The organism is Dermatophilaceae bacterium Soc4.6 (genome assembly GCA_039889245.1).
Classification (GTDB): domain Bacteria; phylum Actinomycetota; class Actinomycetes; order Actinomycetales; family Dermatophilaceae; genus Lapillicoccus.
Genome location: JAZGVH010000002.1, coordinates 1609069 through 1632057 on the forward strand (window position 1 = coordinate 1609069; position 22989 = coordinate 1632057).

Annotated in this window: 22 protein-coding genes; 12 read left to right on the forward strand and 10 right to left on the reverse strand. The window is 69.7% G+C overall.

What is annotated here, in order from left to right; genetic code table 11:
* Positions 1-237: 237 nt before the first annotated feature.
* Together V3N99_07395 and V3N99_07400 are read right to left on the reverse strand one after the other, a co-directional pair.
* Positions 238-1092, reverse strand: a complete 855-nt coding sequence (locus V3N99_07395) for a patatin-like phospholipase family protein (protein ID MEO3936571.1) — start codon at positions 1090-1092, stop codon at positions 238-240.
* Positions 1093-1383: 291 nt separating this feature from the next.
* A complete protein-coding gene (locus V3N99_07400; GenBank protein ID MEO3936572.1) occupies positions 1384-1929 on the reverse strand; it encodes a hypothetical protein in 546 nt (181 codons plus the stop codon).
* Between the two features lie 76 nt (positions 1930-2005).
* Here V3N99_07400 and V3N99_07405 point away from each other — a divergent pair, with 76 nt between their 5' ends.
* The 3 genes from V3N99_07405 to V3N99_07415 are packed head-to-tail and all read left to right on the forward strand — an operon-like array spanning position 2006 to position 2851.
* The gene (locus tag V3N99_07405; GenBank protein MEO3936573.1) at positions 2006-2299 is read left to right on the forward strand and encodes an NAD(P)-binding domain-containing protein; all 294 of its coding nucleotides are present in this window, start codon (positions 2006-2008) and stop codon (positions 2297-2299) included.
* A 32-nt stretch (positions 2300-2331) separates the two neighbouring features.
* Positions 2332-2529 carry a hypothetical protein gene (locus tag V3N99_07410; protein ID MEO3936574.1) on the forward strand — a complete coding sequence of 66 codons (198 nt, stop codon included), beginning with the start codon at positions 2332-2334 and terminating at the stop codon, positions 2527-2529.
* On the forward strand, positions 2513-2851 hold the full coding sequence (locus V3N99_07415) for a type II toxin-antitoxin system PemK/MazF family toxin (protein MEO3936575.1): 339 nt from the start codon (positions 2513-2515) through the stop codon (positions 2849-2851). Before V3N99_07410 ends, V3N99_07415 begins: the two co-directional genes overlap by 17 nt.
* A gap of 140 nt (positions 2852-2991) precedes the next feature.
* Here the strand turns inward: V3N99_07415 and V3N99_07420 are convergent, their stop codons facing one another.
* From V3N99_07420 to V3N99_07445, 6 genes are read right to left on the reverse strand one after another with little or no spacing between them, the layout of a single operon-like run.
* Positions 2992-3333, reverse strand: a complete 342-nt coding sequence (locus tag V3N99_07420; GenBank protein MEO3936576.1) for a hypothetical protein — start codon at positions 3331-3333, stop codon at positions 2992-2994.
* Positions 3334-3387: 54 nt separating this feature from the next.
* Positions 3388-4152, reverse strand: coding sequence for an SDR family oxidoreductase (locus V3N99_07425; GenBank protein MEO3936577.1), 765 nt, complete (start codon positions 4150-4152; stop codon positions 3388-3390).
* 1 nt (position 4153) lies between these two features.
* Positions 4154-4684 (reverse strand): GNAT family N-acetyltransferase, encoded by a 531-nt coding sequence (locus V3N99_07430; protein MEO3936578.1) that lies wholly within the window; start codon positions 4682-4684, stop codon positions 4154-4156.
* Positions 4681-5754 (reverse strand): alpha/beta fold hydrolase, encoded by a 1074-nt coding sequence (locus tag V3N99_07435; protein ID MEO3936579.1) that lies wholly within the window; start codon positions 5752-5754, stop codon positions 4681-4683. Before V3N99_07435 ends, V3N99_07430 begins: the two co-directional genes overlap by 4 nt.
* On the reverse strand, positions 5723-6046 hold the full coding sequence (locus V3N99_07440) for a hypothetical protein (protein ID MEO3936580.1): 324 nt from the start codon (positions 6044-6046) through the stop codon (positions 5723-5725). Before V3N99_07440 ends, V3N99_07435 begins: the two co-directional genes overlap by 32 nt.
* Positions 6047-6080: 34 nt before the next feature.
* Positions 6081-6677: a QsdR family transcriptional regulator gene (locus V3N99_07445; GenBank protein ID MEO3936581.1), complete on the reverse strand. Its 597-nt coding sequence runs from the start codon at positions 6675-6677 to the stop codon at positions 6081-6083.
* A 194-nt stretch (positions 6678-6871) separates the two neighbouring features.
* Here V3N99_07445 and V3N99_07450 point away from each other — a divergent pair, with 194 nt between their 5' ends.
* From V3N99_07450 to V3N99_07475, 6 genes are all read left to right on the forward strand, one after another.
* Positions 6872-8029, forward strand: coding sequence for an acyl-CoA dehydrogenase family protein (locus tag V3N99_07450; protein ID MEO3936582.1), 1158 nt, complete (start codon positions 6872-6874; stop codon positions 8027-8029).
* Complete coding sequence (locus V3N99_07455; GenBank protein MEO3936583.1) at positions 8029-8769, forward strand: acetoacetate decarboxylase; 741 nt, start codon at positions 8029-8031, stop codon at positions 8767-8769. The genes V3N99_07450 and V3N99_07455 overlap by 1 nt, the downstream gene beginning before the upstream one ends.
* Positions 8769-9641, forward strand: a complete 873-nt coding sequence (locus tag V3N99_07460) for a 3-hydroxyacyl-CoA dehydrogenase family protein (GenBank protein ID MEO3936584.1) — start codon at positions 8769-8771, stop codon at positions 9639-9641. The genes V3N99_07455 and V3N99_07460 overlap by 1 nt, the downstream gene beginning before the upstream one ends.
* Positions 9638-10840: a CoA transferase gene (locus V3N99_07465; GenBank protein ID MEO3936585.1), complete on the forward strand. Its 1203-nt coding sequence runs from the start codon at positions 9638-9640 to the stop codon at positions 10838-10840. Before V3N99_07460 ends, V3N99_07465 begins: the two co-directional genes overlap by 4 nt.
* 680 nt (positions 10841-11520) lie before the next feature.
* Positions 11521-12486, forward strand: a complete 966-nt coding sequence (locus V3N99_07470) for an alpha/beta hydrolase (GenBank protein MEO3936586.1) — start codon at positions 11521-11523, stop codon at positions 12484-12486.
* A 677-nt stretch (positions 12487-13163) separates the two neighbouring features.
* Positions 13164-13379 carry a hypothetical protein gene (locus V3N99_07475; GenBank protein ID MEO3936587.1) on the forward strand — a complete coding sequence of 72 codons (216 nt, stop codon included), beginning with the start codon at positions 13164-13166 and terminating at the stop codon, positions 13377-13379.
* Positions 13380-13465: 86 nt separating this feature from the next.
* On the opposite strand, the gene V3N99_07480 is transcribed toward V3N99_07475, so the two are convergent.
* A complete protein-coding gene (locus V3N99_07480; GenBank protein MEO3936588.1) occupies positions 13466-13630 on the reverse strand; it encodes a hypothetical protein in 165 nt (54 codons plus the stop codon).
* Positions 13631-14050: 420 nt separating this feature from the next.
* On the opposite strand from V3N99_07480, the gene V3N99_07485 reads away from it, so the two are divergent.
* Complete coding sequence (locus tag V3N99_07485; protein ID MEO3936589.1) at positions 14051-15067, forward strand: transcriptional regulator; 1017 nt, start codon at positions 14051-14053, stop codon at positions 15065-15067.
* A complete protein-coding gene (locus tag V3N99_07490) occupies positions 15057-15692 on the forward strand; it encodes a prevent-host-death protein (protein ID MEO3936590.1) in 636 nt (211 codons plus the stop codon). Before V3N99_07485 ends, V3N99_07490 begins: the two co-directional genes overlap by 11 nt.
* A 221-nt stretch (positions 15693-15913) precedes the next feature.
* Here the strand turns inward: V3N99_07490 and V3N99_07495 are convergent, their stop codons facing one another.
* Positions 15914-17707, reverse strand: coding sequence for a TerD family protein (locus tag V3N99_07495; GenBank protein MEO3936591.1), 1794 nt, complete (start codon positions 17705-17707; stop codon positions 15914-15916).
* Positions 17708-18345: 638 nt separating this feature from the next.
* Between V3N99_07495 and mobF the strand changes: the two genes are divergently transcribed.
* On the forward strand, positions 18346-22788 hold the full coding sequence (mobF, locus tag V3N99_07500) for a MobF family relaxase (GenBank protein ID MEO3936592.1): 4443 nt from the start codon (positions 18346-18348) through the stop codon (positions 22786-22788).
* Positions 22789-22989: the final 201 nt, after the last annotated feature.

A 22989-nucleotide genomic window follows, 5' to 3' on the forward strand; every position in this document is an offset into this window, starting at 1 on the left:
CCATCTCTCGCTGTTCATCGTGTCCGGTCGGCCCGCCGAGGGAAGCAGCGGTCGCCCGACACACCGACATAACGCGACTCGTCCGTCCGGAGAAAGCCAGGTGGAAGAGATGCGTCCTACCGCCGCGTAGCGGCCGTCCCACTTCGCCGCGCGTGGATCGTATGCCTGATCGAGGGCGAAGTCGTGCCAGACGTTGGATGACGTGCCGGTGAGCCGCGACTGGGGCCGGATGAGGGATCAGAGCCGTGGCATGACATCGTGCGGATGCACCGCTTGCAGGAGCATCGTCGCCGGGTCCACCGGAGCCACGCGCAGCCAGTCTGCAGCAAGAGCGTACGAGCGGGTGATCAGCTCGTCCGCCTGACTGAAGTCTGTTGGCGAGACCCCCACCGGACACAGCGGTGGGATCACCCGCAGGTCAATCACTCCTACATAGCGTACGAGGTCAAGCAGCAAGCGCTGCTGAACGATCAACGTGGTCGCGTGCAAAGCCATCCCGAGCGCGGAGCGGGGCGGCTCCCGCAAGGCGCACGAGTAGCCGGTCGCGAAGACCCAGACCGTGTCGGCGCCCAGCTCGACCGCATGCGAGATCGGCGAGTTGTTCACCACGCCGCCATCCATGTAGGCCCGACCGTCGAGCGAAACCGGGGGCAGGACACCCGGGATGGCGGCACTGGCGATGATCGAGTCCAGGGCCTGCCCGCACGAGAGCAGCTTCCCTACTCCCGTAAGGACATCAGTGACCACGACGTGCAACTGGATCGGGAAGTCCTCGAGGCGGTCGAACGCCAGGTTCTGGTGCAGGATACGCCGAAGGCCCGTGTTGCCGACCAGGTGATCGGTGCGCCCGGAGAGTCCGAGCAGTCCGCGCAGTGGATTCATGGGAAACACCGAACCGCGCCGTAGCGATCGCCACACCGCTCCCAGGTCTTCGAGCGGGGCGCCGGCAGCCACCCAGGCCCCGTTGAGCGCGCCGACCGAGGTGCCCACCACTAGATCCGGCACAACTCCCGCGTCAGCCACCGCAGCAAGCATGCCGACCTGAGCCGCCCCCAAGTTCGCGCCACCAGACAGTACGAAAGCTGTGGTCATGCCACCACCATGCCGGGACCCGTCCCCGAGCGGCCGTGATCGGTGGATTCTTCACGGACCCGTAAGGTCTCGAACGCCCCGGGGCTGCGGGCCTGGTGAACGGGCAACGACCTGGCTCGAATCGGCCAGTCGAGAAGGTGTGTCATTTCGCCGCGAGAGCGGCCGCCCCACACCGCCGCGAGGCGGCCGCCCCGTCCACCCTGGGGGCGGGACCGGCTCGAGCAGACGTGGTTCCTGGGTGCCGCCTTGACGATCCGTCCCCATGGCGGGCCCCGGCCTACCTTCCTGGCATCAATGCCACGGCACCGAGCGGCGCCGTCGTGGCCGTGCTGCTTGTCGTCGACACGGGCGCGGCAGGTGAGACTGCAGCTGCTCGCCGAGCTGCTCGGGGTCGGCCGCCCCGGCCTCGCGGGCGGCCTCGATGAGTCGACGGGCGAAGGCCAGTTCGTAGTCGCGGGCGCACACGCGGGCCGGGTGGCCTGGGTCGGGGATCTCGACCGCTGCGGCGATGAACGGGCACAGGGGCGCGTGCAGGTCGAACGCGGTCAGGAGCCGCTCTCGGGGTGTCAGGTCGTCGCGCTCGAACACCTCGGGTAGGACGTCGGGGTCGAATCGACGCAGGCACTCCGCGACGAGCTCGTCCTTGCCGGAGAAGTGCCGGTACAGCAGGAGAAGGGCGCGATGGGCGTGCTGTGGGCCAGCGCCGGCGGTGGCGAGCAGGCCACGCCCGGCGGGGTCACCGAGGAGCAGTTCGATGCTCGACGCGCAGATGAAGGCGCGGTTCGAGTCCGTGATCCCCCGCCGGGAGATGGGCCGCCCCGGCGGCACCACGGTCATCTGAGCGCCACAAGGGCCTCCGGTCACGCCAGCGTGACCCCGCGAACACCCCGTCACACCACGAAGGAACACACCCATGAGCACCATCACCATCATCGGTTCCGGCAACATGGCCACTTCCATCGGCACCCGGGCGGCCAAGCACGGCCACACCATCGAGCTCATGAGCCGCGACACGGCCAAGGCGCAAGCGCTCTCCGACCAGATCGGGAACGGGGCCAACGTCGGCACGTACGGCGCACGCCCGGCAGGAGACATCGTCGTGGTGGCCGTCCTGTACGCCGCCGCGGTCGACGTGGTCGCGCACCACGGGCTGGGTGGGGCTGCGTCGCGTCCTTTGACGGCTCTGCTTGGCGGACACCGCCTGTAGACGGAAATGTCTACACGTACTACCGTGGTGACATGGCCGAGACGACGACGATCCGCATCAGCCGGGACACTCACGCACGGGTGACGCGCCTGGCGGCCGAACGCCACGAGACGATCGACCAGACGGTGAGCAAGGCCATCCGCGCGCTCCGCCAGGACGCCATGGCGCGAGACCTCGCGGCAGAGCTCCCCGACGACGAGGCGGCATGGCTCGATGCTGACGCCGGGTGACGTCGTCGAGCTCGACCTCGGCTTGCCTGCCGGCAGCGAGGCCGGACTCCGTCGCCCGGCCCTGGTCGTGACAGCCGCCCGGATCCTTCGAGGCGGACCCAACGTCGTCCAGGTCGTGCCGTTGACCCGGACGATCCGCACGAGCAGCACCGAGGTGCTGATCGACCCCGACGGGGTCAACCGGCTGGTGGCGCGCTCCTCGGCGCAGTGCCAGCACGTGCGATCCGTCGCGACGACCCGGATCCAGGAGCGCACGGGCAATGTCGGCCCGGTGGTCCTCCTCGAGGTTCGCGAAACACTGGCGCTGCTGTTCGACCTCTAGGGTCGCCAGGCCCTGACGGGATCACCGAGGGCACCCTCAATGCGCGGACGCCTACCCGTAGCCGCGTCACAATGCCGCGAAAGCGGTTGTCCCACACCGCCGCGAGTTCGGCCGTGTCCTGACGCCGACACCCTGCGCGGCTACCACGTGCGCCACCTCGTCGGCAAGGCAACAAGCCCGCGACCACGCCGATCACGGTCCCCGTCCTGCGGGTGCTCGAGGCCTGCCGCGGCCAGCGCACCCAGCGGGCCCCTGATCTTGCGTCGCGTCTCGGGCCGGCCCGTCGACCGGCGCGCGCCCGGGGTGACCTCGAGCTTCTCACGCAGAGAACCGGTGAGGTCGTGCTCGGTGCCACGGTGGGCGCTACAGCCGGCCAGGTCGTCGGATGCGGCGTAGGTGAGGGCGGTCGCGCCACGGCGCAGCGCCGGGGCGGCGGGGCGCTCCGCGGCGCTCTCCACCACGTTCTTGGCACGATGGGTCATCGCGTTCCTCCTCGAGAAAGTGGTGGGGGATCGCCTGCGGGGACAGTCGGGTGGTCACGTGGCAAGCACGCCCCCCTCCACCGGGAGGGTGAGTCCTGTGACGTAGCCGCCGGCGGCGCTGGCGAGGAAGAGCAGGGCGGCGCCGATCTCCTCGTGCTTGCCGAGGCGCCCCAGCAACGTGCGCGGTATGACCACCTGCTCGAGGTACTCGCTCCCGAACTGATCGGTCATCTCGGACTCGAAGTAGCCCGGCGCCAGCGCGTTGACCCGGATGCCCTTGCGCGGGCTCCACTGCTGCGCGAGGTCCCGGGTCAGCCCGATCAGGCCAGCCTTGCTGGATGCGTACGCCGCCTGGGGCAGGCCCATCGTCGTGAGGCCGAGGACGCTGCTGATGTTGACGATGGAGCTGCCTGGCTGCATCACCTTGCCGGCGGCCTGGGCCATCCAGTAGCAGGCATTGAGGTTCAGCTCGATGACCGAGCGGAATTGCTCGGGCGTCTCCCTGGTCGCGGGTACGGCGGTGCCGACGCCCGCGTTGTTGACGAGCACGTCGACTCGCCCGAAGGCTGCCATCGTCGCATCGATGAGCTTCTGGCAGTCCTCCGGGCTGGTCACGTCGGTGCGGACGGCGATGGCCTTGCGACCCAGCGCTTCCACCTTGGACACGGTCTCGGCGAGCTTGTCCTCGCGGCGCGCGCCGAGGGCGACGTCGGCGCCGGCCTCGGCGAGCGCGAGCGCGAAGGTGACGCCCAGGCCGCTCGATGCGCCGGTGACGACCGCCACCTTGCCATCCAGCCGGAAACAGTCCAGGAAATTCATGTCACTCCCCTCCCAGAACGTCTGCCATGCCGACCGCGCTCAGTGACTCGAACGTCTGCTCAGTGAGGTAAGCGAGCATGATCAGGTCCTGCAGCCGGCCGTTGCGATCCCTGAAGTGGTCACGCAGGAGGGCCTCGCCGGTGAACCCGAGGTCCAGGAACATCTCGGTGATCCGCTCCTGGGCAGCCGGCACCTCGACGACCACCTTCAGCAGGCCGGACCGCACGGCGTGGGCGACCGCGTGTTGTGCGAGCTTGCGGCCGATGCCGCGTCCCCGCGTCGCCGGGTCCACCCCCAGGCGCAGCTCGGCGACGTGGTCGGACCAGCCGGTCAACCTCAGCAGAGCCGCGATGCCGTTGACGGTGCCGTCGTCCTCGACGTCGACCCAGCGGTGGCCCGGGGCGGCCGGCAAGCCGGCCAGTACCGCAGGCGAGACGTCGAGCTTGATGAACGTCAGGTCACTCTCGGGCAGTCGTGCGAAGAAGGCGCCGAGCTGCTCGACGTGCCCTGGGGTCAGGTCCTGGATGGTCACGACGCGGCCTCGCTTCGCTGCTGGAGGAAATCGATGACGACGGGAAGTGTGTTGCGAGCTGCGCCTCGACCGACCATCAGCCCGACGTGGCCGGCGTCGAGCCGCAGCTCCTGCTTGTCCTCGGACCCGATCAGCCCCACGAGGGGGCAAGCGGCAGCCGGCGGGATGATGTGGTCGCGCAGCCCGAGGACGTGCATGAAGGGCACCGTGATGTCCGCGAGTCGCACGTGGTCACCGCCGAGGAAGACCTGGTCGTTGACGAAGGCGTTGACCTCGACCATCTTCTTGAACTGGCGAGCAACCCCTCCGGGCAGAGGCACCTGATCGTTTCCCCAGCCCGCCATGGCCTGGTAGGCGGTCACGAACTCCTCGCTCCACAGCTTCTCGAGCAGGGTGACCCGGGAGGTCACCTCGCTCACCGGGGCGAGCGCGCGGAAGCCCTGGGCGATCACCCCCGGGGGGACCATCCCATCCACGCCCAGAACGTCATCGAGGTCGGTGCGGGCCATCATGTCGGTCATCGGTCCGCACTGCTGCAAGTCCGCCGGCGTGGTCAGCACGGTGAGGCTGCGCAGCGGTGAGTCGGGGTGATGCGCGGCGTGGAGCGTCGCGAGCGTACCGCCGAAGCAGTAGCCGAGCAGGTTGACGCTGTCGCTGCCCGACAGCTCGCGGACCCGGTCGATAGCGGCGGGAATGTAGGAGTCGACGTAGTCCTCGAGCTGGTTGGCCGCGTCACGCTCGTCCGGGACGCCCCAGTCGAGCATGTAGACATCGAAGCCGGCCTCGACCATCTGCTCGATCACACTGTTGCCGGGACGCAGGTCGAGGATGTAGCTCTTGTTGAAGAGGCTGTAGATGATCAGCAGCGGCGGCTTGAGGGAGACCTGCGCGCTTCGGTAGTGCCACAGCTCGGTGCGGCCGTAGCTCCACACCACGTCCTTCGGACTCAACCCCACGTCCGTGCGCTGGATGCCGGTCGCCATCCGGATGCCGTTGCGCGTCCGGAGCGCGTTGCGCTCGACCTCGCGGCGGACGCGGTCAATCGTGCTCAGGCCGGGAATCGACACCACGTCGTTTGGTCTCCTTCCGTGCGCTCTGGAGTTCGAGGGACAGGAGCCGCACCTCGCGGTCGAGCGAGCCCACCTGCTGCTTGAGGCGTTGCACGTCTGTGCCCGCGGGGAGGTTGATCGCGTGCCAGGCTCCTGCAGCAACCTTGTTCAGCTCGGTTCTGACGACCTTCTTCACGCTGGTGATCAGCGCAGCCGCCTGGGCGAACTCCCCGGAGTGGGTCAACCCGTTGGCCAGTGGCGCCAGCCTCTCGATCTGATCGGAGAGGTCACGCAGTCCGGGAAGACCCATCATGCGGCCCTTCCGCGGGGAGTGCCGGACCCGCTGGTCAGTCGCGCAGGAGTGCCCGTATGGCCTGTCCCACCTTGGCCGGGTCGGGGGTCGCACCCGCGATGGCATCGGCGTACACGAACGTCTCGGTGACCCGCAGAATCAGGTAGGCCAGGTCGTGCAGCGGCAGCGGCGGGCTGACCCGTCCGGCCTCGATCTCCTCCTGCAGGAGTGGTTCGATCAGGCCGAGGAGCCTGTCCTGGAAGGTGCCGGCCCGGGTGCAGAGCAGGCGCAACGCCTGCTTCGGCTCGCGTTGAACGAACGCCATGAACGGCGCGGACCGGACCGATGCCCCGGCGATGGCGCTGAGCACCTTCGCGATCCGCTGCGGTCCCCGCGTGCCGCCTGCGCTCGTCACCGCCTGCTCGAAGGTCGGCACCGCGAGCGACCAGAAGATCTCGACGAGCAGCTGCTCCTTCGGCCCCACCCAGCGGAAGAGCGTCGCCCGGCTCACCCCGATCTCGGCCGCCAGGTCCTGCATCTCCAGTCGATCGCCCGCCAGGAAAGCGCGCTGAGCCACCCGGAAAGCGACCGCGGCGTCGGGGCGTTCCTGCGGCCGTTCGGCCAGCGAACGGGAAAGCCGTGTCTGACCCATCACACCTCCCGCGGTTGCCGACCGGTCGCATCCGGACGAGGCTCGACTGCGAGTCGGGTGTCTGGTAGAGATGTGACATCAGTCTCATGTCGTGAGACATTAGCGCAATACGTCACACAGTCGCCACACCTGAGCTGCTGTTGCCGGTCTGTGCCGGTCTGTGGCACACAACGGTCTTACCAATGGAGGTGGCCATGCGGCGAACTGTTTTCGGTCAGGACCATCAGGCCTTCCGGCAGATGCTGCGGGCGTTCATTAAGGCCGAGGTGGTCCCGCACTACGGCGAGTGGTGCACCGCCGGGATCGTGCCGAAGGAGCTCTACGCCAAGCTCGCCGACCTCGGCATCTTCGGTATCAGCGTGGGCGAGGAGTACGGCGGTGCCGGGCTGGCGACGCACAAGTTCCACGCGATCCAGTCCGAGGAGACCGCCCACGCCGGTGTCAGCTTCGGTGGGTCGAACGTGCACGTGCTCCTGGCGCTTCCCTACATCACGCTGCTGGCCTCCGAGGAGCAGAAGAAGCGCTACCTGCCGAGCTTCGTGACCGGTGAGGAGATGTGGGCGCTGGCGATGACCGAGCCGGGCTCCGGCTCCGACCTGGCCGGCATGCGCAGCAGCGCCAAGCTGTCGGCTGACGGCACCTACTACGTGCTCGACGGGGCGAAGACCTTCATCACCGGCGGTGTGCACGCCGACCGGACGATCGTGGCTGCCCGCACCAGCCCGCCGAAGGACGATGATCGCCGCTTCGGCATCTCCTTGTTCGCGGTTGACGCGCACGCCCCCGGCTACTCGGTCGGCCGCAAGCTCGACAAGCTCGGCCTGCGCGCCTCCGACACCGCCGAGCTCTCCTTCGAGGGCGTCCGGGTCCCCGCTGAGGACCTGCTCGGTGAGGAGGACAAGGGCTTCAGCTACCTCGGCAAGAATCTCGCCTCCGAGCGCTGGGGAATCGCGCACACCGCCTACGCCCAGTCGAAGGCCGCACTGCGCTTCACGCAGGAGTACGTCGAGCAACGCCTCATCTTCGGCCAGACGGTGGCCTCCTTCCAGAACACCAAGTTCGAGCTGGCCGCGTGCAAGGCGGAGGTCGACGCCGCCGAGGCAGTGACCGACCGAGCACTCGAAGCCCTCGACGCCGGTGAGCTCACGCCCGCCGAGGCCGCCTCGGCAAAGCTCTTCTGCTCCGAGGTCGCCCACCGGGTGATCGATCGATGCCTGCAACTCCACGGCGGCTACGGCTTCATCAACGAGTACCCGATCGCCCGTCTGTACGCCGACAACAGGGTCAACCGCATCTACGGCGGCACCTCCGAGGTGATGAAGACCATCATCGCCAAGGACATGGGACTCTGATGCGGGCCGAAGACGTCGCCACGTCGCACGCCACGCCACTGACCGCGCCACCGTACCCCTTGGTGGCCAACCGGTTCGTCGACCGCGAGTACCTCAACATCACCTACCGGACCGACGCCGAGGCGCTTCGGGCCGTCGTACCCGAGCCGCTGGAGTTCGACGACCCGCTGGTTCGTTTCGAGGTCATGCACATGGGAGACGTCGGGTCGTTCGGTCCCTATACCGAGTGCGGCATCGCGATTCCGGTGCGCTGGGGTGACGAGCACGGCGAGTACCTGCACGCGATGTACCTGAACAACTTCGGCGCCACCGTCGCCGGCCGCGAGCTCAGCGCCTTTCCCAAGGGCATGGGGGACCCCCGGCTTCGCGTCGAGGACGGCGTGCTGCTCGGCACTCTCGACGTCACCTCCGAGCGGGTCGCGACGGCCACGATGGGCTACAAGCAACGCCGTCTCGATGACCACGAGGCGCGCGTCCAGATCGGTGTGCCGCAGTTCATGCTCAAGGTGGTACGCGGCTACGAGCGCAAGCCGCTGCTCTGCGATCTGGTCCGCGCGGGAGTGAAGGACCTCGTGATCAAGGAGGCCTGGACGGGCCCGGCGCGGCTGCAGCTGTTTCACCATGTCGCTGCACCGCTCGCGGACCTGCCTGTCCGGGAGGTCGTCGGCGCCAGCCACATCCTGACCGACCTCACGCTCGACCGTCCGGTGCCTGTGTACAACTATCTCCAGGAGCAGTGATGAGCACCCATCCCCCCATCACCGGACGGCCGATCGCGGTCCTTGGCGCGGGCACGCTCGGACGCCGCATCGCGCTCATGTTTGCGACCGGAGGTGGCACCGTCCGGGTCTGCGACCTCGACGCGACGCAGCGCGAAGAGGCGGCCGCGTTCATCGAGGAGCAGCTGCCGGCGGTCCTCGAGCAGGTCGGGAGCACCACGCCCGCGACGGTCGAGTTCACCGACAGCATGGCCGACGCGACGGAGCACGCCTGGCTGGTGGTGGAGTCGCTGCCGGAGCGCCTGGACATCAAGATCCCGGTCTTCGGCCAGCTGGACCGGATCGCCCCGGACGACGCGATCCTGGCCACCAACTCCTCCTCGCACCCGTCCAGCCGGCTGATCGCTGAGGTCGGCGCTCCGGAGCGGGTCGTCAACATGCACTTCTTCATGCCGCCTGTCTCCACGGCGTGTGAGGTGATGTCCTGTGGCCGGACCGACCCGACGGTCATCGACCGCCTGATGGAGGCGCTCCCCCGATTCGGGTTGACCCCCTTCCGCGTGCAGCGGGAGAGCATGGGCTTCATCCAGAACCGCATCTGGGCGGCGATCAAGCGCGAGGCGCTGATGGTGCTCGACGAGGGCGTTGCCTCACCCGCGGACATCGATCAGCTCTACACGATGGTGCTCGGCGCGAGGCGCGGTCCCTTCCGCACGATGGACCAGGTCGGCCTCGACGTCGTCCTCGACATCGAGGAGAACTACGCCGCCAACCGGGACGGCATCCCCGAGGGACCACGTGCGCTGCTGCGGCGTTACATCTCGGACGGCCGCCTCGGTGTGAAGTCGGGGCGCGGCTTCTACGACTACGAGACCCCCGGGAGTGCGTCATGAGCCTCTTCGCCGGCTTGAAGGTCATCGACTGCGGGAGCTATATCGCCGCGCCGGCCGCTGCCACGATCCTGGCCGACCTCGGCGCCGACGTGATCAAGATCGAGCCCCCTGGCGCGGGTGACCCCTACCGGCAGCTGCCCAAGCTGCCCGGCAACCCGGTCTGCGAGCACGACTACGCCTGGCTGCTCGACTCGCGCAACAAGCGTGGCTTGGCGCTGGACCTGAGCACTCCTGAGGGCCAGCAGGTACTGCACGAGCTGGTCGCCGACGCCGATGTGTTCCTCACGAACTACCCGCTGCGGGTCCGTGCGAAGCTGCGGATCGATGACGAGACCTTGGTGGCGCTCAACGCGCGGCTGGTGTACGCCTCCTTCACCGGGTACGGCGAGCACGGCCCCGAAGCCGCGAAGCCCGGCTTCGACGCCACCTCGTACTGGGCTCGCTCGGGGATGATGGACATCGTTCGGCCGTCCGCCGACGCCACACCCGCCCGGGCCGTCATCGGCCAGGGCGATCACCCCTCGGCGATGACCCTCTACGCCGGGATCGTCACGGCGCTCTACCATCGCGAGACGACCGGCCGCGGCACCACGGTGTCCTCGTCTCTGCACGCCAACGGGCTGTGGGCCAACTCCTTCATGGCCACCGCAGCGCTCTGTGGCGCCGAGTTCATCCCGCGGCCATCTCGCGAGAGGCACTTCAACGCGCTGAGCCTGCACTACCGGTGCGCGGACGGGAAGTGGCTGCTGCTGACGCTCCTCAACGAGGACCGACACTGGCCGGTGCTGGTGCGCTGCCTCGAGCGGGCGGACCTGCTGGAGGACGAGCGCTTCCTCACCAAACCGGACCGGCTGCGACACTCACAGATGCTGATCGCGACTTTCGACGAGGCGTTCGCCCGCTACGACCGCGCCCACTGGCAGAGGCTGCTCAGTGAGAACGGCATCGTCTTCGACATCGTGGCCACCCCCGAGGACATCCCCCACGACGAGCAGATCCGCGCCAACGGGCTGGTCGTCCCCTTCGCCGAGGACGAGCGGGTCGCCACGATCGCGGTGCCCTTCCAGCTCGCCGGGGTGGAGATGGTGCCGGCGCGGCTCCCCCCTTCCGTCGGACAGCACACCGACGAGGTGCTCGCCGGACTCGGATATGACGCGGTGCGGATCGCAGCTCTGCGGGACGCGGGCACGGTGGCCTGAGAGAAGAAGGGTTCGCGCAGGCCGTGTCGCTCGCTGCGAGACATGCCTGCTCCTCGAGCGCCGCATACGGGTCGCCGACCCCGACTCCCCGGCCAGCTACCGCACTCACGCCCGATGGGCGGACGCTCCATCGCCTGGCTGACCCAGCTCCCCGCCGATCCAGCTCCGGATGGCTGCGTTCTCACCCGGTCCATCGCGGCCATGGACGCCGGCCCGCCCGTGACGGTGATGTCAGGCAGCGGCGGGCGGCTGCCGCGCAGCCAGGATGCTCGAGCACCAGTTCGAGCCGGCGATGGCCTCTTGAGTGCCACGCGAGCTGCTGGCGTAAAGTTCTGGAACGGGACCAGCATCGAGGCCACCGACGCCGTGGCCCCCGCAACGCAGGATCATCCCGCGATCCTTACCGGGTGGTGGGAGCCTCCCGCATCGCCGTACAACGCCGAAGGCAAGCTGGCGCCCGCGTCGACCGGAACGCTGCCTCTCGATGCGTCAGCTGTGCCCCTTACCGCCTACCTGTCCGTGACGAGCTCCGGGCGCTGACCGAAGGACTGATCACATGCTTGCCATCGTCGGGGAAGCTCTCGCCGTCAGGGGCTGCGGCACACGGCCCGGACGTTCGACCCGACCCCGACCGAGGCTGCGCCATCGCCGGTCGGTACCTCGACGGGCAGGATGAGCGGGTGAGCATCAGCTACCAGCCACCGACGTCACAGTGGGTCGACCTGGACGGGCCCGTCCACTACGTCGACCACGGAGGGCCGGAGGGCGCGCCCCTGCTGATCTGCGTCCACGGGCTCGGCGGCTCGCTGGTCAACTGGGCCGCGTTGGCGCCCCGGCTCACCAGGCACGCCCGGGTGCTCGCGCTCGACCTGGCCGGCTTCGGCCGCACCAGGGCGGTGGGCAGGTCGGCGTCGGTGCTCGCCAACCAGCGCCTGCTGAACCGGTTCCTGACCGAGGTGGTCGACGGGCCCGCGATCCTGCTCGGCAACTCGATGGGAGGGCTGATCTTGTCCCTGCAGGCCGACGCACACCCCCAGACGGTGGCCGGTGCCGTCCTGCTCGATCCCGCCCTGCCGATGGCCGTCGGGGTAAGGCCGGACCCGTTTGTCACCACCATGTTCGCGCTGTATGCCGTGCCTCCCCTCGGACGGGCCGCCCTGTCATCCAGGCGATGGCGCACCCCCGAGCAGGCCGCGTTGGACATGTTGCGGCTCTGCTGCGTCGACGCCGGCCGGGTGCCCGCCGCGGTCATCGCGCAGCACGTCACGGTCGCCCACCTGCGTCGGACGTTCGACGAGGTGGACGAGGCGATGCTCGAGGCAGCGCGATCGCTGATGTGGGTGCTGGCCCGGCGGAATCGGCACGCGGTCATGCTGAGCGAGATGGCCGGCCCGGTGTTGCTGCTGCACGGCGACAAGGACAGGCTCGTGCCGATCGGCTCGGCCCGGGCCGCCGCCAGGGCCAACCCCCGCTGGCGGTTCGAGGTCGCCGCCGACGTGGGTCACGTCCCCCAGCTCGAGGTCCCCGTGTGGACCGCCGAGCGCATCCTGCACTGGCTCGGGACCGACGCCGCTCATGCTGCCGCGCGCACCGGGCACGCCGTCGTGCGCCGTCCGACCGGTGACGTACCGGGGACTACCGCGTAAGCCAACTCACCGGACTGGACTCGCAGTTCCTCGCGATGGAGAAGCAGCTCAGCCACCCGGGTCATCGCCGCCCACTTCGAGTCGTGGTCGCCGGCGATCTCGGCGACCATCTGCACCCCGCGTACCGACGTCCCGATCTACGCCCACGGGCTGGAGAGCAAGGAGCACTACTTCTCCGTGGCCACCAAGGAGGACATCGGCGCCCACCTGCCGAATGACCTCAACTGGGAGCTGAACTGGCAGCCCATCCACCGCGAGGAGACCGAGCTGTTCGAGGGGATCACCTTCGACTGACGCGGCTCGTCAGATCGGGCCCCGTCGGTCAGGAGCTCCCCAGCTCCTGACGTCACCGCCGCGGACCTGTCGTCGCTGGTGTCCACATCACCAGCGACTTCCTGGCCGACCTCCCGGTGGCCGAGCCCAAGGCAGGCGGCCAGTTCGTCCCCGACACTCGACCTGGCCGCGATGCAGGTGCTGCTGGAGCTGTGTCTCGCGGCAGACCGCTGCAAGGCGCGCTGTGCTCGCGCAGCGGCCCCCCCGAGATCGCGCAAGCCCGCGTCATACCGGCCGCGAGTGCGGCCGTCCCACACCGCCGCGTGCGGGGCGATACCTGAACTCGGCGATGACCTCGATGGTGCCGACGATGTGCTTGGGGAACGCCGACGACTTGAGGCGAGATGCTCGCCCCCCGGATCCGGCAGGGGCTGCTGGCCATCACCTCCTCCTCCACCGCCGTCGAGAAGATCGCCCGAAGCAGGGCGGAGGCCCGCGCATTGATCGTCGCGGTCGTCCTGTCCATCCCGAGCCACCAGCGTCGGACGACGGTCGGACTGACCGTCGTCATCGGTGACGGGCCGAGCCGGCCCAGGTCGCGGCGCAGCAGATGGCCGTAGCCCTCTCGGGTTCGCGGTTTGAGCGGACGGTTCACCACCCACTCGGTAGCGAACGCTTCGAACGTCACCGCAGGGGAGTCCGGCCGTCAGGACGCGAGCGGCGCCCAGGACCCAGCACTGATCCGGCTCCGCTCGGCTCCCAGCCAGGCCTCCGCGTCACCCTTGCTGGCGTAGGTGCTGGGCGCGAAGTGCCGAGCGAGATCGGGGCCGACGTAGCTCGCCTGCCACCGCTTGGAGGGCAGCCGGCGCACGTACCCGAACCCGCGATGACGCAGCCTCCCGCCACAACCCCTCCGATCGCCCTCCGGTTTCGTGCGATGCGCGTGTACTTTTCTGGCCATCGATGTCCAGTCCTGGCGATGACCAGACCGAGCTCAAGACACACATCGTTGCAGTTCAGAGGCCTAAAGTGCCATTCAGAGGTGGAGCCGACGAGGGGACTCGAACCCCTAACCCCCTGTTTACAAGACGTCGAGCACGGGCTTGCTACAGGCCCTTGACCTGCAACGACGTCCCGACGGACCCCACTGTGGTGGTCGTCGTGCGATCCACGTGCGATCCCTGAGGCCAGACCTGACCATCCGTGGCAGGGGTAACGGCACCTGCCTGTCTCCTGACGTGTTTGCTGTTCGGTATTGACCGAACAGCGAACACAAAGGAAGGTTACCCAGGTGACACTGGAACTCCTGATCATCGAGGCCTTCGCCCAGCTGGGCTTAGCGGCCCGGTTCCCCGTCACCACCCCGGATACGGGCACAGACCTCGTCCTGACCGACCAGGACGTCCGCATCAACGTCCAGCTGAAGCGGCGCACTCTGGTGGACGCAGCGACCGCCGACCGACTGCTGGCCGACGCGCAGCCCTCCGATGGGGTCGTCTTCGTGGTGGCGGACCGGGTGACAGGTGACGCCCGCGGTGTCCTCACCTCTCGGGGGGCTGGCTACCTGGACCTGCGAGGTCATCTGGCCCTGCGTGCCGAGGGTCTGGTGATCGACGCCGATGTGCCGCCCGCCCACCAGCGACCCCCGCGGTCTCGTGCTCTGGCCGGGAAGGTCGGTCTCGAGGTGGCGGTGTCGATGCTGATGTCCCCGTCCCGACCCGCCGCCGTCCGGGAGGTGGCCCGGAGCCTGGGCCGCTCCCCCAGCACCGTGTCCGAGGTCCTGTCGGCGTTACGGCGCGACGAGCTGCTGGACGAGAAGAACACCCTCGTGGGCACCGGCCTGTTCTGGCAGGTCTCCGACCGCTGGCCTACCCGACGCACCTACCTCGCCCAAGCACCTGCACCCGGTGACGTCAGCCTGACTCAGGCCCTCAGGCTCGGACTCGACGACGTCGATCACGAACCGGGATGGGCGCTGACCGACTCAGCTGCGGCCGCCGCGTACGGGGCCCCGCTGGCCGTCCGGGCGGGGCAGGCACTCGACTTCTTTGTCCCCAGCGACGTCGTCGCCCGACGGGCGGTCACCCTGCTCGGCGCAGCGGCCAGCCCCTCGCAGGCCCAGGCGAGCATCCGCGTGGCCCCCGTCCTCGCCGTCGTCCACCAGCGCATCGACACCGCGACGAACCCGAGCCACTGGCCCCTCACGCACCCGGTGTTCGTTGCGCTCGACCTGGCCCAGGATGCCGTCCGAGGCCGCGAGATCCTCGAAGGTTGGACCCCACCGAAGGAGTGGACCCGTGTCTGGTGACCGGGTCACCTTCGTCGGTGACGCGATGGCCGCCGTCGTCCAGGGGATCGCCGAAGCACACGCCCTAATCGGTCGACCGCCGGTCGTCGTGGGCGGGCTCGCCGTACTGGCCCGCCTGTCGAACCCCTACCGCGCCACCGTCGACCTCGACGTCGTCGACCGTCGACAGGGACCCGCTTCCCAGCTCGAGGTCCTCCGGGCAGGGGCCGGTGCTGAGCCGCTCGAGCCGGCGGCGGTGCTCCTCCAAACCCGCTTCGGGCCGGTAAAGATCGACGTGCTCGAGGTCCGCCAGATCGAACTCGACCGACCCAGCGACGACCCCGGTGACCGGCTATACGCCTCTGCCCGCGCCTGGGCCCACGACACGGCGACCGACCTCACGATCGAGGTGCTCCTCTCCGGCCACTCGAGCATTACCGTCACCACGCTCGTCGCAGAACCCGGACCGCTCATCGCTATGAAGCTCCAGGCGGTAGAGAACAGGTCGAGCAACAAGCAAGGCACCGACCTGCTCGACATCGTCCGCCTTTTGCTCGACCCAGCAACACGACCCCCGGCGTTGGCGCAGATCACCAGCGTCGCCCCGGCGGTCGCCCACGACATGGCCCTGCACGTGGACTTGTAGTTCGTCGACCGACGACAGCAGTCCTTGGCCCGGATCCGCAGCGCCACCGGCGACGACGTCACCGCAGACGACCTCGACCTCGTCGCCGAGCTCCTGACCGGCGCTCTGCAGCGAAAGCGCTGACCTCAACGCTCACCAGCCCGACCGGCCGGCAACGCTCCCAAAGCTGTCACCCCGGTCAATCGTTGCACGGGAATTCAAGAGGGGCCCGTCCTGAGTCCTCAGTCTTGGACGTCGACGCCGTGCAGGGCGGCGAGGTGTTCAAGGCCTTCGGTGTAACCCTGCCCGACTGAGCGAATGCGCCATCGGCCGGCTCGGCGGTACAGGGTGCAGAGCAGCATGGTGCGCTCACGGCTTGCGGCGTCGAGGGTGGCCCGGGCGACGGGGGTGCCATCGACGTCACGCACCACCAGTTCAATGGGTCCGAGGTCACCGAATGTCAGCGTGGCGTCGATGCTCGCGGCAATGATCACCCGTTCAGCAGCCAGCGGCAGCAGGTTCACATCGATGCCGACGACGGCCTCGAACGGGATGTCGAGCTCGATCTCGACGGAGCCTGTCGGGTGGCGGGGCTGGTTGTAGAAGCAGAAGTCCTCGTCGGCAGTCACCTGCTCGTCGGCGTCAACGACAAGTGCGACGACATCGACGTCGGGCGCGTGCCTCGGGTCGGGGTCGCTCAACCAGGAAACCTCGACCGTCCAACGGTGGCCCTCAGGGAGATCAACGACCGCTCCCTGACTAAGCACGGCGGCGGAGGCGGAAGGGACGACGGGCCGAACTGGTGGTGTGTCGAGCGCAGTGGTCCGCGGCGAAGGACTTGCCGTCCTAAGTGGTACCGCTTGCGGGGCGGCAGGCAGTGGCGTGAGGGTTTCCGATGCCAGGACCGGCAGCGACAGGGCGCGGGCTCGACGCCATCTCGGATCAGAGTCGTGCCCTTCGAGGGGGACGACGTCGGTGACCGATGCCGTCAGGTTTGCTGCGGCCTGTCCGCCCATCTCGGCAATCCGTGACCTGGTGTCTGCTGCGCGGTCGTGCGTCCCACCCAGCACGAGGATCCGACGCCCGGCCAGCGGTCCTGCGGCTGTTATGGGTGCAGGTTTCAAGCTGCTTGCCTTCGCCTCGACGATTGAGCGCTGCGAGGTCTGCGCCGCCTTCAGGCTCCCTGCCCGGATGGTGTCGAGCATCTGGAGGAAGGTGGTCTCGGTGACGACGGGCGTCCGGTGGGCCGCGCCAGCCGCTGCCTTCTGTGTTGCGGTCCCGGAGGCATCGACCACGAGGAGGCTGGTGCGTGAGCTGACCGAGTTCATCACCTCGAGGCCTGCGCTGGTGGCCAGCCGGGTCAGCGTCTCGCGGGGCAGGCCAGACGCTCCGGTGAACGCGACCTTCATCCCCTGCTGCAGTGCGTCATGCGGGCCCATCCTGCCGGGGTAGCGCCACGGGCACGGAGTGCGCGGGGCCGGAGCGGGGTAGGCGGTGCCCAGCCGGTGGCCGTCGCCGGAAACGGTGATGGGCAGGGGGAGATTGAGGCGGTGTGCCATGACGAGTGAGTGCCGCAGGATCTCGACCGTGACCCGGGTGTCGTCGGCGGCATCGTGGGCGGCGCGGTGGGTCACACCCCAATAGCGGGCGACCGCCGCGAGCTTCAGTGACCCCGTCGGGATGTCGAGTCGGCGGGTCATCGCCATCGTGCACAGCCGACCACGCGCGTTCATTCTGGCGTTGGCGCGTTCGGTTTCGGCCGACAGGAACCCCCAGTCGAACGCGGCGTTGTGGGCGACGAAGACGCGGCCTTCGATCATCGAGGTCAGGTGCGCGCACACCTGGTCGAACTGGGGAGAGCCTGCGAGCCTGGCCCTGGTCAGCCCGTGGATCTCCACCGGCCCCGGGTCACACCCTGGGTCGAGCGTCGTCGACCACGCGGCTTCGAGTCCGCCGTCAGCGCCTATCTGACTGACTGCGACCTGAAGGACCCGATGCGCGCGGGAGTTCAAGCCCGATGTCTCGACGTCGACCACCGCGTAGCCGTGCGGGTAGCGAGACGCGACTGCCGACGGGAGCGGTCCAGGTCCGGCTGACGTCGTCACCACGGCAGGGTACGTTCCCAAGCGTCCACATCCCGGCAGCAAACCGCTTGGTCGACGTGAGTTGTCGAAGCCGCCTCGTCGAACTGCTCACGGGACGCCGTGACGTGACCGGCCCCTCCAGCATGGTCGCTGGGCGCAGGCATCACGGATCGTGAGTGTCGCCGTGTCGAGTGGCGCAGCGCAGGGCCTTGCGAACGGCCGTGGCCGTCACGCGCTTTGGCCAGCCCGGCATGACGTCACCGTAGGAGATGCCACGAGTCCCGCCAACGAGGTCTATGTCGATGACGAGTCGACCCGCCACCCCACTCGAGCCCAACCGCCGCCGCCCGACCGCCGTCGCACCGCCGCCCGACCGCCGTCGCACCGCCGCCCGACCGCCGTCGCACCGCCGCCCGACCGCCGTCGCACCGCCGCCCGACCACCGTCGCTCCGCTGCCCGAGCGCTGCGCGCCCGGACGGCCTTCGTACCCCCTGTCGAAACGCAACAACGAAGTCCTACACACCTGTTGCATGTCGGCCGCCCGAACGCGTCCACCCGCGTCGTCCCCGCGGCATTAGGGGGTGTGACGATGTCGATCCACAAGCTCAGCGCGGGTAGCGGGTACGACTACCTGACCCGTCAGGTCGCGGCCCACGACGCGACCGACAAGGGCCACACCGGGCTCGCCTCCTACTACGCCGACAAGGGCGAGACCCCGGGCCGGTGGGTCGGGTCCGGGATGGCCGGCATCGACGGACTGGACGTCGGGGACGAGGTCACCGCGAACCAGATGGCCAACCTGTTCGGCGTCGGCTACCACCCCCTCGCGCAGGAACGTTGGGCCCAGCTCGAGGGGCCCGACGCCACCGACAGCGAGCTGCGGGCGGCGATGCGGCTCGGGGCGCCGTTCCGGATCTACCCCACCAACGCGACGCCGTTCCAGGTCGAGGTCGCCACCCGGATCGCCGCCCTCAGCACGGCCGCAGGAGGGGAGGTCTCGCTGCAGGACCGGGCCCGGATCCGCACCGAGGTTGCGGTCGAGGTCTTCCGCGCCGCCCACGGGCGGGACCCTGCCGACGCCCGGGAGGTCGCGGCGACGGTCGCGAAGCACACCCGTCCGCGGACGAACGCGGTCTCCGGGTACGACCTGACGTTCTCCCCCGTCAAGTCCGTCAGCACCCTGTGGGCGGTCGCCGACCCCGCGACCGCCGCGGCCATCGAACGGGCCCACCACGCCGCCGTGACCGACGCGTTGACGTTCCTCGAACGGCACGCCCTGTTCACCCGACTCGGGACGGACGGGGTGCGGCAGGTCGAGGTCCGCGGCCTCGTCGCGGCCGCGTTCACCCACCGCGACTCCCGCGCCGGCGACCCCGATCTGCACACCCATGTCGCCGTCGCCAACAAGGTCCAAACCCTCGCCAGTCATCGCGGTGACGGCGCTGACGGCACCCCCGACGGTGGTGGACGGTGGCTGTCCATCGACGGGCGGATCCTGTTCCAGGCCGTCGTCACCGCGTCCGAGACCTACAACACCGCCCTCGAACGCCACCTCCACCACGACCTCGGCCTGCACTTCGCCACCCGGACCGACCAATCCGACCAGCCCGCCCGGCCCGACCAGCGAGCCGGTCAGGACCGGCAGCACGGCGGGTACGACGGCTCCCGCAAGCGCCCCGTCCGGGAGGTCGTCGGCGTCGACGACCGCCTCAACCAGGCGTGGTCCTCACGGCGGACCGCGATCGTGGCCCGCCAGGGCGACCTCGCCCGTGCGTTCCAGCGAGACCACGGCCGACCACCGACTCCGATCGAGGCGATCCAGCTCGCGCAGCAGGCAACGCTGGAGACTCGCGACCGCAAGAAGCACCCCCGCAGCCTCACCCAGCAACGCACCACCTGGCGGGCGCAAGCGGCCCGGGTCCTCGGCAGCGAGCACGCTATCGAGCAGATGGTCCACACCGCCCTGCACCCGGGGCAATCCCCCACTGCAACAACCGGTGTGACGACCCGGCTCGACACCTCGTGGCTCGACACGACCGCGGCCGGTGTCGTCGCGGCCGTAGAGGCCCGCCGCAGCACCTGGCAGGTCTGGCACGTCCGGGCCGAAGCTCACCGCGCGCTGCGGTCCAGCCCCGACCTGACCCTCACCCCCGTGCAGGCCGAGCAGGTCGTCGACCTGCTCGTCGACGCCGCACTCGAGCGCCATAGCGTCGCCCTGACCGCCCGCGACCACCCCGACAGTGATCGGGCCCGCGGCATCCGCGAACCCGATCCGCTGCGCCGGCGTGACGGTTCCAGCGTCTACACCGTCGCCGGAACCCAGCAGTACACCTCGACCCGGATCCTCGCGGCCGAGGCGCGGCTGCTGGCGACCGCCGGCCGCACCGACGGCCGGACCGCGACCACCGCTGATGTCGACCTGGCCCTCCTCGAAGCCGCCGCCCACGGCGTCACGCTCAACCCCGGACAGGCGGACCTTGTCCGGCAGATGGCGACGTCTGGCGCTCGGCTCCAGCTCGCGATCGCCCCGGCTGGGTCGGGGAAGACCACCGCCCTGCACGCCTTGACATCAGCGTGGACCACGAGCGGCGGCAGCGTCGTTGGGCTCGCCCCCTCCGCCGCGGCCGCCGCCGTCCTGCACGACCACCTCCACCCCACGAGCGACAGAAGCGCGACCGGCACCACGACCGACACCTTGGCCAAGCTGGTCTGGTCCATCCGCCAGCTTCACCCCGACCAGCACCCCACCACCCACACCCCGTCGTCACCGGGGGCAGGGCGGGTGCCGCAGTGGGTGCGCCGCATCAGGCCGGGCACCCTGGTGGTCATCGACGAGGCCGGGATGGCTGACACCCTCTCCCTCGACACCGCCGTCGCGTTCGTCACCGCCCGCGGCGGCAGTGTCCGGCTCATCGGTGACGACCAGCAACTCGCCGCGATCGGCGCCGGCGGGATCCTGCGCGACCTCGCCGCCACCCACGGCGCGGTCCGCCTCGACGAGCTCCTCCGGTTCACCACCCCCGGGGAGGGCGCCGCGTCCCTCGCCCTCCGGGACGGGCGACCGGAGGCGCTCGGGTTCTACCTCGACCACCACCGCGTCCACGTCGGCGACCCCACCACCAGCCTGGACGACGTCCTGACCGCGTGGGCCGATGACCGCGCCCAGGGCCTCGACGCCCTGATGCTCGCGCCCACCCGCGACCTCGTCGCCGACCTCAACCACCGCGCCCGCACCCACCGCCTGGCACACGACCACCCCCGCAACCGCCACGAGTCGCCACTGTCGAAGGACCCCCAGGATCAGCTGCGGGAGGTCCACCTCGCGGACGGGAACACCGCCTCCATCGGGGACGTCGTCATCACCCGCACCAACGACCGCCGCCTCCGGATCGGCGGGTCTGGCGCCAACAGCCGTGCCGGGAGGGGTGGTGGGGGTGACTGGGTCAAGAACGGTGACCGGTGGAGCATCCGCACCGTGCACGACCACGGAGCCCTGACGGTGGAGCACCGCCAGCACGGGCTGCTCGTCACCCTCCCAGCCGACTACGTGACCGCGTCGGTCGAGCTGGGCTACGCCACCACAATCAACGCCGCCCAGGGCGTCACCGCCGACACCGTCTACGGCCTGCTCACCGGCACCGAGTCGCGTCAGCAGCTGTACACGATGCTCACCCGCGGCCGTCACGCCAACCACGTCCACGTCCAAGTCACCGGCGACGGCGACCCCCACACCGCGATCCACCCCGACACCCTCACCCCGCGGACCGCGACCGACATCCTCGAGACCGTCCTCGCCCGCGACGACACCCCGACCTCCGCGACCACCCTGCGACGGCAGCAGACCGACCCCGCCCACCTCCTCGGGCAGGCCGCCGCCCTCTACACCGACGCCATCCACGCCGCCGCCGAGCACCATTTCGGACCCACCCACCTGCCCGCCATCGAGCAGGCCGCGTCAGCGATCGGACGCGACGGGCTGGTCCACGACCCCCGCGACCACCGCGACGCACGGGACGCATCCGTCACATCCGCGGAGCTGACCGAGCAACCCGCCTGGCCCACCCTGCGCGCCCGGCTGCTCCTGCTCGCCGCGCACGACGTCGACCCCGTGACGATGCTGCGGATCGTCGCTGCCCGGGCACCGCTGGCAGACGCTCACGACCCCGCCGCTGTCATCGCCTGGCGCCTCGACGACCCCGATCCCCACTACGACCCCGCCCTCAACGGGGTCGGCCCCCCACCGCAACCACTGCCCTGGCTCCCGCGCATCCCGCCCACCCTCGCCGCCCACCCCGAATGGGGTCCCTACCTCACCCGCCGCGCGAACCTCGTCCGCGACCTCACCACCGAGGTCCACACCATCGCCAGCACCGCCAGTCCCCCCGGTACCGGGGAGGTCCCCGTGTGGGGGCGACCCGGCGGGACTGCTCTCGACCCATCGTTGGCTGGGGACCTCGCCGTATGGCGGGCCGCCACCGCCGTCGGACCCGACGACCACCGCCCCACCCGACCCGCGCAACGAGCCCAGACGGCTGCCCGTTGGCAGCGCCACCTCGACGCCCGCGTCACCACCGCCCAGCTCCACGACCGCACCACCAGCGACGGGCGACCCGTCACCCCGAGCGCCCGGGAGTGGGCCGCCGTCCTGTCCCACCTCCACCCCGTCCCGCCGACCGCCAGCGCTGTGCACGTCACCGCCCAGCTCGCCGAGCACCTGGTCGCCCTGGCCGCCGCCGGCCTCGACCCCGCCACCCACCTCACCCGGGCCCTGGCCACCGGTCCGCTACCAGACGACCACCCCGTCGCCGCCCTGTGGTGGCGCATCCACACCCAGCTGACCCCAGCCGAACAGACCCTCATCACGCTGCCCCCTCACGAAGGATGGCCCCGCAAGGTCTACGGGGAACCCGAACCCAGCCGTCCCCGCCCACCGACCGCGGATACCGGCCGCGCGCGGCTGAGGGCCGCCGCCCACGAACGACACCAACCACCCAGCAGCTTCGGAGACAGGCCACTGAGCCCCAGCCGCTGAGCTCGTCCGCAGCCCCTCCATGGACCGTCGAGAACGCCTCTCCACCGCGTCAGCACGATCCCAAGAGATGCTGCACACCGCCCACTGTGGGGCAGTGTCACTCTGGCTCTAGCTCGCTGCGAGCAACCACGGGAACTTCCGTTCGATCAGTGGGAGCGTCCTCAGGTCTTCAACTGCAGCTGTACGGTGACAGACGCGAGC

What these genes read in the sequence shown, in the direction of transcription:
- V3N99_07395 (MEO3936571.1), bottom strand. Translation starts at nt 1,092, where the DNA reads ATGACCACAGCTTTCGTACTGTCTGGTGGCGCGAACTTGGGGGCGGCT.
- V3N99_07400 (MEO3936572.1), bottom strand. Translation starts at nt 1,929, where the DNA reads ATGACCGTGGTGCCGCCGGGGCGGCCCATCTCCCGGCGGGGGATCACG.
- V3N99_07405 (MEO3936573.1), top strand. Translation starts at nt 2,006, where the DNA reads ATGAGCACCATCACCATCATCGGTTCCGGCAACATGGCCACTTCCATC.
- V3N99_07410 (MEO3936574.1), top strand. Translation starts at nt 2,332, where the DNA reads ATGGCCGAGACGACGACGATCCGCATCAGCCGGGACACTCACGCACGG.
- V3N99_07415 (MEO3936575.1), top strand. Translation starts at nt 2,513, where the DNA reads ATGCTGACGCCGGGTGACGTCGTCGAGCTCGACCTCGGCTTGCCTGCC.
- V3N99_07420 (MEO3936576.1), bottom strand. Translation starts at nt 3,333, where the DNA reads ATGACCCATCGTGCCAAGAACGTGGTGGAGAGCGCCGCGGAGCGCCCC.
- V3N99_07425 (MEO3936577.1), bottom strand. Translation starts at nt 4,152, where the DNA reads ATGAATTTCCTGGACTGTTTCCGGCTGGATGGCAAGGTGGCGGTCGTC.
- V3N99_07440 (MEO3936580.1), bottom strand. Translation starts at nt 6,046, where the DNA reads ATGATGGGTCTTCCCGGACTGCGTGACCTCTCCGATCAGATCGAGAGG.
- V3N99_07445 (MEO3936581.1), bottom strand. Translation starts at nt 6,677, where the DNA reads ATGGGTCAGACACGGCTTTCCCGTTCGCTGGCCGAACGGCCGCAGGAA.
- V3N99_07450 (MEO3936582.1), top strand. Translation starts at nt 6,872, where the DNA reads ATGCGGCGAACTGTTTTCGGTCAGGACCATCAGGCCTTCCGGCAGATG.
- V3N99_07455 (MEO3936583.1), top strand. Translation starts at nt 8,029, where the DNA reads ATGCGGGCCGAAGACGTCGCCACGTCGCACGCCACGCCACTGACCGCG.
- V3N99_07460 (MEO3936584.1), top strand. Translation starts at nt 8,769, where the DNA reads ATGAGCACCCATCCCCCCATCACCGGACGGCCGATCGCGGTCCTTGGC.
- V3N99_07465 (MEO3936585.1), top strand. Translation starts at nt 9,638, where the DNA reads ATGAGCCTCTTCGCCGGCTTGAAGGTCATCGACTGCGGGAGCTATATC.
- V3N99_07475 (MEO3936587.1), top strand. Translation starts at nt 13,164, where the DNA reads ATGCTCGCCCCCCGGATCCGGCAGGGGCTGCTGGCCATCACCTCCTCC.
- mobF (MEO3936592.1), top strand. Translation starts at nt 18,346, where the DNA reads ATGTCGATCCACAAGCTCAGCGCGGGTAGCGGGTACGACTACCTGACC.